The organism is Bacillus sp. MYb209, assembly GCF_002975175.1.
GTDB lineage: Bacteria > Bacillota > Bacilli > Bacillales > Bacillaceae_G > Bacillus_A.
This window is the reverse complement of sequence record NZ_PCNZ01000059.1, coordinates 1-9,654: the sequence shown is the minus strand read 5'-3', so window position 1 is coordinate 9,654 and position 9,654 is coordinate 1. Positions and strand designations below refer to the sequence as shown.

At 34.6% G+C, this 9,654-nt stretch carries 9 protein-coding genes; 4 read left to right on the top strand and 5 right to left on the bottom strand.

Going from position 1 to position 9,654, the window contains the following annotated elements; genetic code table 11:
* Positions 1 to 845: 845 nt before the first annotated feature.
* Entirely contained in the window at positions 846 to 1,124 is a 279-nt protein-coding gene (locus tag CQZ94_RS29165) for a hypothetical protein (protein ID WP_105588230.1), read from the bottom strand.
* Between the two features lie 591 nt (positions 1,125 to 1,715).
* Here CQZ94_RS29165 and CQZ94_RS31445 point away from each other — a divergent pair.
* Positions 1,716 to 1,946 carry a hypothetical protein gene (locus CQZ94_RS31445; protein WP_181149572.1) on the top strand — a complete coding sequence of 77 codons (231 nt, stop codon included), beginning with the start codon at positions 1,716 to 1,718 and terminating at the stop codon, positions 1,944 to 1,946.
* Between the two features lie 56 nt (positions 1,947 to 2,002).
* Here CQZ94_RS31445 and CQZ94_RS29160 read toward each other — a convergent pair whose 3' ends face one another.
* Positions 2,003 to 3,253, bottom strand: coding sequence for a HAMP domain-containing sensor histidine kinase (locus CQZ94_RS29160; RefSeq protein ID WP_258166082.1), 1,251 nt, complete (start codon positions 3,251 to 3,253; stop codon positions 2,003 to 2,005).
* A 95-nt stretch (positions 3,254 to 3,348) separates the two neighbouring features.
* Positions 3,349 to 4,020 (bottom strand): response regulator transcription factor, encoded by a 672-nt coding sequence (locus tag CQZ94_RS29155; protein ID WP_105588228.1) that lies wholly within the window; start codon positions 4,018 to 4,020, stop codon positions 3,349 to 3,351.
* Positions 4,021 to 4,197: 177 nt separating this feature from the next.
* Between CQZ94_RS29155 and CQZ94_RS29150 the strand changes: the two genes are divergently transcribed.
* From CQZ94_RS29150 to CQZ94_RS29140, 3 genes are read left to right on the top strand one after another with little or no spacing between them, the layout of a single operon-like run.
* A complete protein-coding gene (locus CQZ94_RS29150) occupies positions 4,198 to 5,130 on the top strand; it encodes an ABC transporter ATP-binding protein (protein ID WP_105588227.1) in 933 nt (310 codons plus the stop codon).
* Entirely contained in the window at positions 5,105 to 5,821 is a 717-nt protein-coding gene (locus tag CQZ94_RS29145; RefSeq protein ID WP_105588226.1) for an ABC transporter permease, read from the top strand. The genes CQZ94_RS29150 and CQZ94_RS29145 overlap by 26 nt, the downstream gene beginning before the upstream one ends.
* A complete protein-coding gene (locus CQZ94_RS29140) occupies positions 5,821 to 6,549 on the top strand; it encodes an ABC transporter permease (protein ID WP_105588225.1) in 729 nt (242 codons plus the stop codon). Before CQZ94_RS29145 ends, CQZ94_RS29140 begins: the two co-directional genes overlap by 1 nt.
* Before the next feature lie 641 nt (positions 6,550 to 7,190).
* Here the strand turns inward: CQZ94_RS29140 and mraY are convergent.
* Positions 7,191 to 8,144: a phospho-N-acetylmuramoyl-pentapeptide-transferase gene (mraY, locus tag CQZ94_RS29130; RefSeq protein ID WP_002147796.1), complete on the bottom strand. Its 954-nt coding sequence runs from the start codon at positions 8,142 to 8,144 to the stop codon at positions 7,191 to 7,193.
* A 98-nt stretch (positions 8,145 to 8,242) separates the two neighbouring features.
* On the bottom strand, positions 8,243 to 9,654 hold a 1,412-nt coding region (tnpC, locus tag CQZ94_RS29125), incomplete at its 5' end, for an IS66 family transposase (protein WP_105588224.1).

Here is a 9,654-nt window from a genome sequence, read left to right as displayed (position 1 = left end):
TGGCTACGCCAAACCGAAATTCATCTCCCACCTACCGTTGGGCTACGCCCTTCACACGCTTGAGGAAGGAGAATTCTTTCGGGAATCCGTTAAATATTCTTCGGTTCCTACTATTTTCAATTTAAAATCCTCCTCATAAAACACTTTATAAAAATAATTAGGTGGGTAGAAAAACCATCATTATAACATTATACATTAATTTAACAATATTATACTTTAAAGATAAACTAGAAACCTACCATAAAGCTATGAGGATTTGAAATGAACTCGAAGAGTATTTTTTATGTCTCATTCATAGGGGTCTCTTTAGTAATGATAATAGCTCTTTTATTAATCAAAGCTAAATTCTTCATTTTTCTTTTCTGAATCCCCACTAACATAGGCCGTTGCATCTTTACTTCCATCATTCATTTTCATGGAAAACGTAACGTTAGAGCTCACGATTCCTCACCTCTATTTTCATTCATTGAGCTCGTTTGAGTGTTAGGACTCTTGTTATTTACTAGTCCTCTTTATCTCTCCTTAGCATCAAACAAGACGCCACCCAGGTAACGGCAGCGCCTACGATAATTGCTATTGGCTTAATCATGAATAATTCCATCCAATTCATGGTTAGTATTCTAAATAGACCAACGATGTATTATAATTCTTTATATGCCCCAAGGAGGTTTAACATGCTCGACTTTCATAAAAACTACCCATTTTAGGATTCTTTTTGTTTTTATACGGTTTTATCAGCATCATTTTTTTATTACTATTCCTTAGCGTGCAGTAACAACGCGTATAAATATATGTTTAATGTGTAATTTCCATATAACAAAGAAAAAAGCACCCGTGTTGGATGCTTAATGTATACTAATATTAATATTGAATAGCTTTATTGATAGACGTTCTAGAACAATAAATATACTAGCTGAAACCGATCTATATCCGATATTCTTTCCTGTAACATTAATAGTGATCTCCGCTAAATGGGTTTGCACATCATCTTTTTCAAAAATTTTATCTTCAACCTTTTCAACTATTGCTACATTATCCACTTCTTTAAAAGTTTTCAGCAATTTTGTTTCTAATAAATTAAAATCAAAATTTTCATCTTTAACCACATTAAATTTAATCTTCATTTTTATTTCCCCATTTTTAACTAGTTAATATTTTAAAATCAATATAATTATATATTTTTTGTATTATATAATTCAAAAGTTATGTTTTATTAATTTCCCCATAGTTCACATATCTAATAGAGCGAAATTTAAAAAAACAAATGGAAAAGTTCCTCTTCCAAGGTCAAGATTACTCTCAACCTTCTCTAAGCCACCGCATCATATAACTTTCTATCTATCTTAGCTATTCGCTTTACGTTTGGTGGTTGAGAGAAGACTAAGAATCTTCTCATTTATACTCCATAGGTTCGTTCAATACTTCAGTTGTCCCATCGCCTTCGCTAACCGATTATGGTTACACAACGTGACAATTCATAAATGTCTAAATCCATATATATAGTTGTAAAAAATAATTGGTTACGTGTTAAAATAGCATAGGTACTCTTTAGGGAGTTCTCATGTAATTAAGCAAGAGTTTAAAAATTCTCGAATCTCAGCCCCTTGGAGCGCCCTCCAAGGGGCTGAATAAGCCTTTAAAACGCCTATGTGTTCCTTGAAAACAAGATATCATATGGAGTTCGATAGCCGAATTCACGCTATCGGTAAAATGATATGTGTCGTCAAGAACAAGACGCTAAAACATATGAACACGCAACGATTTGTACAGTATGGTTATTGTACCGTAACTCACGAACCTATACGGTCTGTCGTGAGAGTTCTGATGGTACACCGCAATCTTGCACGTCAGCGATACCAGAAATGGGCTTCGCCTTTGGTAGCAAGAATCCTACTGACGTTAGTCAGCTTGCCCCTTTAGGGATGGGAGTATCAATTACAATTTGAAAGATTCTATTTACACGCTTCGTGAATTGAAACTCTTCCATCTATTATTCTCCCTTCTACACTAACTTTTTAAATAGGAACGTCGCTCCTGTATCATCAGATTCTATACGCCATTCGATATCCATTTCTTTCGCCATAACAGCAATGATAGATAATCCAATTCCCGCACCCTTATTTGGCGAATAAGCATTCTGAAAACCTGGCCCATGGTCAACAATTGTAATCGTTCCTTCTTCATGGTTCATATATACTCCTATAAAATTCCCATCACTCGCATGTCGAATTACATTTTGAATTACATTATCTATGATCCTTTGAAACCAATTTTCATCAATATTCCAAAATAACTGCTGTTCTGGAATCATAATATCAACTTCAAAACCTTGCTCATCTAATATGTCATACCAGGATGCAACAAGTTTTCTCATTAAACGTGTCATATCCGTTCGCTCTGGGTGATACGGATATTTTTTTGCTGTTATTAACGAATAGGATAGTAAGTTCTCAATTAATTCGGCTAGGTAATTAATTTTTTCATCCATTAGCGTAATTGTTTTGTATCCCTTTTCCGAGTTAACCTCTTCTTTCAAAGAATCCATTTGTGCACGCATTGTCGTTAATGGTGTTCGCAAATCATGAGATAGATCGGCAATTAATTTTCTACGAAATTGTTCCTCTTCCTTCTCCTTCATCCGACTTTGCTGTAAAGCTCCTACCATTCGATTAAAGGACTCTTCTAACAAACCAATCTCATCTTGTTTTGATATTTGAACTTGTGATGGAAGAGAATGATCCTGGGGCAGTTCCATTGCCTTTTGTAACTTTAACAATCGTTTTCTAATTTTTAGAAAGAAAACAATGGAAGAAACAATAAATATTGCAAAAAAGGACATAATCACAACTTCAAATACAACTTCAAATTTTTCTCGAACTTGGTGCATTGGTGGTTTAAAATACTTTCTTGGAATTTGAAATACCATGAATGCTCCTCGCTCATTTTCTCCCATATAAGAAACGATCGTATATGGATCACCGTCAAAGCTTTTTTTCATAAACCCCACTGAATCACTAGCAGACCATTGTTTCGGAATATGCTGCTGTTCTGGAATTTGAAAACTCGTTTCCCCCCGGCTATTTACCCAAAACAACGAGCTTTCTGGATACTTCTCGTGAAAACTTTGAAACGCTTGTTGAATTTCTGCTGGATTATCTTCATGTAAAATCCTCGCTTTACTTTGCCAAACTTCTTCAATTTCTCCACTTGAATAATATTCATCTAATCCTCTAATCCACTCCACGTAATTCATAAAGAGCATCGAAGTCAAGGGAACAATTAATGGTAACAAGATCAGCGCTATAAATATGATAAGTAAATACTTTCTCAATAACGAAGTTTTTTTCATCATGCCTTACACCGATAGCCAATTCCACGTATTGTTTCTATTATTTTAGGGCTACTTGGATTTCTCTCTATTTTTTCACGTAAATGGCGGATATGAACCATTAATGATTTATCCCCTTCTATGTAGGATTCATTCCATACTGCCTCAAAAATTTGTTCCTTTGTTAAAGTACGATTCATATTCTTCATCAAATAGAAAAAAATCTGATGCTGTTTTCCTGATAGAACAATTTCATCATCTATGTCTGTATCAACGATCCGGTAATCTTTCATAAATACTTTTAGATGTTTCACATGTTGCACTTCTGCCCCATCCTTGTTGTACCGCCTTAATAAAACTTCAATACGTGCCATTAACTCTTTTGGATGGAATGGCTTTGTTATATAATCATCAGCAAATGTTAATCCATATATTTTATCTTCTAGTGTTGTTCTTGCAGTCAGCATAATGATTGGGGTATCTGGATATTCACGTTTAAAACGTTGGCCTAATGTAAAGCCATCAAGCCCGGGTAACATAACATCTAAAACAATTACATCGGCTGTTTCACACGCTTCGTTAATACCTTTCTCTGAAGTAAACCATGAAACTTCATACTCTTGTTTCCTCAGTTCTCTTTTTACCCATTCTCCAATCTCAAGATCATCCTCAACGTATAAAATGTGTGTCATTTTTTCACCTTCATATACAAATTTAACCGTTCTCTTCCATCATAAGGAATACAACATGATTTGAAAACTAGCATAATCCAAAAATAGGGAATAACTTATAAATTTAAACAAATCTTAAACTCTTCTAACCTTATCATTAACCTTAATTTCCTATACTTGATTCGAGGTGATAGGAATATGAATTATATTGTAAAAACGGCAGGGTTAACAAAAAAATATCGAAATGATTATGTGGTACATAACGTAGATTTAAAAATTCCAAAAGGAGAGATTTACGGATTTCTTGGGCCTAACGGAGCTGGTAAAACAACTAGCATTCGCATGTTATTAGGTCTTATTAAACCGTCGCAAGGGAGTGTCACAATATTTCAACAAGATTTAGCAAAAGAACGTTTATCCATATTATCGAAAATTGGAGCTCTTGTTGAAAATCCATCTTATTATGCTCACTTAAATGCTATTGAAAATTTAGAAGTCTATCGTATATTACGTAATGTTCCGAAAGAAAAGATTGCAGAGGTTCTGCAAATCGTTGGTCTACAGCATGCTGCAAAACAGAAAGTAAAAGAATATTCATTAGGAATGAAACAACGGTTAGGAATTGCAATTGCCTTACTTGGTGATCCACAGCTATTAATTTTAGATGAGCCGACAAATGGACTTGATCCAGAAGGGATTCATGAAATTCGTACTTTAATTAAACAATTAGCGAAAGAAAGAGGTATTACCATTCTTATATCTAGTCACTTATTAAGTGAAATTGATCAAATGGCAACTTATGTTGGGATCATCACAAAAGGAAAGCTTATTTTTCAAGATAAAATAGAAATATTACGCCATCATGCTCAGCACTCTATTTCACTTATGACTAACAAACCAGATACTGCTTGGAAAGTCATTCTTGCTAAAGGGATTCCTTCCGTGCAAGAGGAGAAGCGAATTATTCTATCAAATGTATCAAACGAGACTGTTGGAGAGATTGTAAAAACACTTGTAGCACATAACATTTCTATATTTAGAATTGAAGAAAATAAAAAATCACTCGAAGAGATATTCTTACAGCTTGTAAAGGAGGAAGAGACACATGTACAAACGCCTCTTTCAATCTGAGCTTTTAAAAATAAAGAGGACATGGATTTGGTTTTTAATCTTTTTAGGGCCAATAGGTGTTATTTCTCTTCAAGCATGTAACTTTTTTCTTCGTTATGATTGGTTGACAAATAAATATGCGAAAAACTTATGGGGTGGCCTTATTTCTGAGACACAACCGCTTGCCCTAGTAACCCTTATATTAGGTACTACCATTATTACTTCTCTAATCGCTCATATAGAGCATCATTCTAGTTCATGGAAACACCTATTATCCTTACCTATTAAGAAGAGACATATTTTTTTAGTAAAATTTATATTGGTGTTTTTCCTGCTCACTATATCTTGTTCTTTATTATTGATTGGTACAGTTGGGTTAGGTCTAGCATTACAATTCGATGCTGCAATTCCATGGTTTTCTATATTTAAAATGAGTTTCTATCCTTATTGGTCAGCACTACCAATCGTAGCTTTACAACTATGGATTGCTATCATATTTCAAAATCAAAGTATCACATTTACAATCGGCCTATTAGGAACCATTCTCACAATGTTTTCAGTATCTCTTCCTAATTGGTTTCTATGGAGATGGCCAAGCCTACGTATTGACTGGGGGCCCCCACTTTTATGTGTAGCAATGGGATTGATTGTAAGTATCTGTATACTAATTATCGAAACAGCGGATTTTACTAGAAGGGATGTGCACAAATAATGCTTTGGCTTAAAACTATGCAAGCTGAATTTTATAAAATGAAAAACACAAAAATATGGATATTATTATTTTTAAGTCCGATTATAGCTGGAGGAGTCGCCTATACAAGTGGCTCAAACTACCCTGAATATAAACATTGGGAATTAGTTTATACTATCATGTTAACAATCCACGGCATGCTACTTTTACCATTGTTAACAGGAATTTTCACTGCATTTATTTGCCGATATGAACATTCAAACGGCGGATGGAAACAACTTTTGGTACAACCGATAACAAGGTATCACACCTATATAATAAAATTTTTCTTTGTTCTCTTATTTGTAGGTATAGTGCAAGTTCTCTTCATTATAAGCTATGTTAGTGTTGGACAACTTTTGCATTTATCTGGTCCGTTTCCTCTCATTCCTACAATTAAAAGTGTTACGGGGGGCTGTATTGCTACTCTCCCTTTAATCGCCTTACAATTGTGGGTGTCAACTATCTGGTCCAGCTTTGCGGCACCGATTGCTTTAAATGTTATCGCTTCTATCCCCGCTCTAATGATTGCAAATTCTGCAAGGTTTGGTCCTTTCTACCCATGGGCTCAACCATTTCTTGCTATGCTTCCTAAAGATGACTCACAGCTATTTTATATCTCTATTCAAACATTAGTATTTGTTGTAATTGGTAGCTTTGTTATTTTATTTATAGGTGGCTTTGTTCATTTTATGAAAAAAGCATATTAATTCTTTAGCCCGGAACTGAGTTCTAGGCTAAAGAATTTTATGATCTTTAACGAACTTCAGCCAGAATTGATTGGGATAAAATCCAAAATTAGCTTGATATATATGTAAGCGTCAAATATTCCCCACCTACTATTTGTAAATAACCCATGAGATAATCTCCTTACATACTACATGTGGTATTGGTTTGAAATAAAGTTCGATTAAAAGCATCTCGCAATCCCTAAGAATTTGATGTATGGATAGCTGTTATTTTAAATAAAGTTTAATCAAAATAAGATTTCTCCATTATTTTTAGTAACTTATTTTTATAAAAAAGTTTAATCTGAATTTTACATAAAAGTGTGAGAGTAGAACAGGAAAGCAAGGAGTACTAGAATCATCTGTTGGTGTAAATCAACCAGCAAAACGAGTAGACATCGTCACACTAAAAATGGTCAAAGAAAGTAGTCTTCGAAAGCGATAAAATGGTTTATATGTAAATTATTAAACAAATTACCTCACAGCGTTGAGGGATTTTTAAGCTAAACGATTTTTTTATTTTAAATAGATTTCCTTGTCGTATAATAGGAAGAGGAGGTACCAAAGGTACCTCCTCTTTCATGCCCCAAAAAGTTAAGGGGAGGGATTATGAAATTTATTTATCAAATCAAAAATGCTTTATAATAAACAAAGCAAATCAGCATAGTTATCCAAGAAACCACCCCAAATATACTTACAATTTGATTTTCGCGCCAACCATATTTTAAAGCGAAATGATAGTGTATAGGGGTCATTTTAAATAATCTGGACCCGGTTGTTTTGAAATAATAGACTTGTATAATTACTGAGAATTGTTCTGCGAAATAAATAATAAATAATAATGGTACTAGAATCTCTACGTGTTCAATAACAGAAAAGAAGGTTAAAATTCCACCAATTGCAAGAGAACCTGTATCACCCATAAATCCTTTTGCAGGGTATAGGTTATAAATTAAAAAACCTACTAGGCATCCAATCATCACTAATGAAAAAATCCTTATTTCTTGATGCTCACTTATTAAGAAAAAAAATAAAAAAGAAGGTATGGAGACATTAGCTAGAAGTCCATCCATTCCGTCAGTGAAGTTTATTGCATTGGCTGTGCCTACAATGAATAATGTAATAAGAATGATGTATACAAAGCTAGGTAAATAAAAAGTATTATCTTGAGTAAGAGAAATCTTAAATTCAAAATTAAAGTTCATTATTAAAGTATAAAGAATGTAACTAGTAAACATGAACTGTAAAATTAATTTAGTTTTGCTAGATATCCCACCAGGATCTTGATTATATGCTTTCCAAAAATCATCGAGAAATCCAATAAGTCCAAATAGTATAAATGTAGAACATAAGAGTATCATTAAAGGAGATTGATTATAATATAGACAAATAATTACTCCAATGTAAAAAACAATCCCCAGCATTAGAGGAGTTCCCTTTTTTGTCTGATGGTCAGGGGGTAACTCTTTTCGAATGGGTTGCGTAAAGTTGATTTTTTTCAAAATAAAGAGAATAAATGGTGTAATAATAGCGACTAAAATAAATGATAGTATGACTAGTTTCAGCTCTATTAGCATAATTTATTCACCAACTCCTTGTGTTTTCAATATATATTTGTAAATATAAATAAACCCCAAAATATACAACAAAAGTTAATTTTTGGATTACTTTTTGTTTACTTCACTTTTTTCAGCACTCTGCATCTAGACGGTAAATCCGTTGACCACGGCAAGACTTTATCAATTTCTTTTTTATTGTTTAAATCGATATTGGGGAGTGTTTCAAACAAATAAAGAAGATAATGATAGGGACTTAAATTATTCTCTTTTGCGGTTTCAACCACACTATACATGATGGCACTTCCTCTAGCACCTCGCGGTGTATTTGAGAACATCCAATTTTTTCTCCCAATTACAAACGGTTTAATAGAACGTTCACTTCTGTTGTTATCGATTTCTAAATGACCATCTAATAAAAAAGCTTCAAGATGATTCCATTGATTCAAACAATAAGTGATAGCTTTTCCTAGAGCACTTTTGGGTAGAACACGATCTTTCTGTTCGTGAAGCCATGCTGAAAAAAGGTCCAGAATGGGCCTGCTTTTTTCCAGTCGCTGCTTATATCGTTCTGTATGGTTAACATGTTTGAGCTTCTTTTCAATCGAGTAGAGTTGATTACAAAAGTGTAAACCTTCACTCGCCTTCACTTTTTTCCCCTTCTGTGAATCAGGTAAAGCCTTTAATGCTTCATCAAACTTCCGTCTGGCATGCGCCCAACATCCCACAAGGATAACATCCGGTACTTGATGATAACCACTATATCCATCTACTTGTAAATACCCTTGAAAACCAGTTAAAAAACGTTTCGGATGTTCCCCCGCTCTTGTGGGTTGATAGTCATAGAGAACGATAGAGATATCCTCTCGTCCTGTACGGTATAACCACAGATAGGACTTGGTTGTTGCGGCCCGCCCAGGTTCGCGTAAAACTTGGAAAGTTGTTTCGTCTGCATGAAGGATGGTTCGAGTAAGTAGATGTTTATGCATCCTTTCATACAAGGTCACTAACCATCGATCGGCCCCATATAATAACCAATTTCCCATCGTTTGTCGTGATAAGAAGATTCCCATTCGTTCAAAATGCTTTTCCTGACGATAAAGAGGCAATCCTTCCACATATTTTTGTGTCATAATATACGCCATAATTGATGGGGAAGCGATACTTTTAGGAAAGGCAGGAGCTGGCATCTTGGCTGTTACAATCGGTGTGGATACCTCATCTAATTCACATTTACGACAAGCGTATACATATCGCTTATGTTCCGTCACCTTTACTTCCGCAGGAACAATCGTCAGTTCCTTACGGATTTCTACACTCATCTCATGCAAAGCACCACCACAGCACGAACAAACCTGTTCCTCATTCGGTAAACGATATTCAACCATTTCAACCGGAAGGTTTTGGACAGACTCATCCGTATGACCGCGTTTCTTTTTGCGGCGATAGGTGATCGTTTCAACAGCGGGTTCGGGTGTTTCAGAATCACTTTCTTTCTCAGCCTCATTAAACAGTTCTAAAGCGATTTGAT

Excerpts from the sequence above, each read along its gene's own strand:
- CQZ94_RS29165 (WP_105588230.1), bottom strand. The coding sequence starts at position 1,124 with ATGAAGATTAAATTTAATGTGGTTAAAGATGAAAATTTTGATTTTAAT.
- CQZ94_RS31445 (WP_181149572.1), top strand. The coding sequence starts at position 1,716 with ATGTGTCGTCAAGAACAAGACGCTAAAACATATGAACACGCAACGATT.
- CQZ94_RS29160 (WP_258166082.1), bottom strand. The coding sequence starts at position 3,253 with ATGAATTACGTGGAGTGGATTAGAGGATTAGATGAATATTATTCAAGT.
- CQZ94_RS29155 (WP_105588228.1), bottom strand. The coding sequence starts at position 4,020 with ATGACACACATTTTATACGTTGAGGATGATCTTGAGATTGGAGAATGG.
- CQZ94_RS29150 (WP_105588227.1), top strand. The coding sequence starts at position 4,198 with ATGAATTATATTGTAAAAACGGCAGGGTTAACAAAAAAATATCGAAAT.
- CQZ94_RS29145 (WP_105588226.1), top strand. The coding sequence starts at position 5,105 with ATGTACAAACGCCTCTTTCAATCTGAGCTTTTAAAAATAAAGAGGACA.
- CQZ94_RS29140 (WP_105588225.1), top strand. The coding sequence starts at position 5,821 with ATGCTTTGGCTTAAAACTATGCAAGCTGAATTTTATAAAATGAAAAAC.
- mraY (WP_002147796.1), bottom strand. The coding sequence starts at position 8,144 with ATGCTAATAGAGCTGAAACTAGTCATACTATCATTTATTTTAGTCGCT.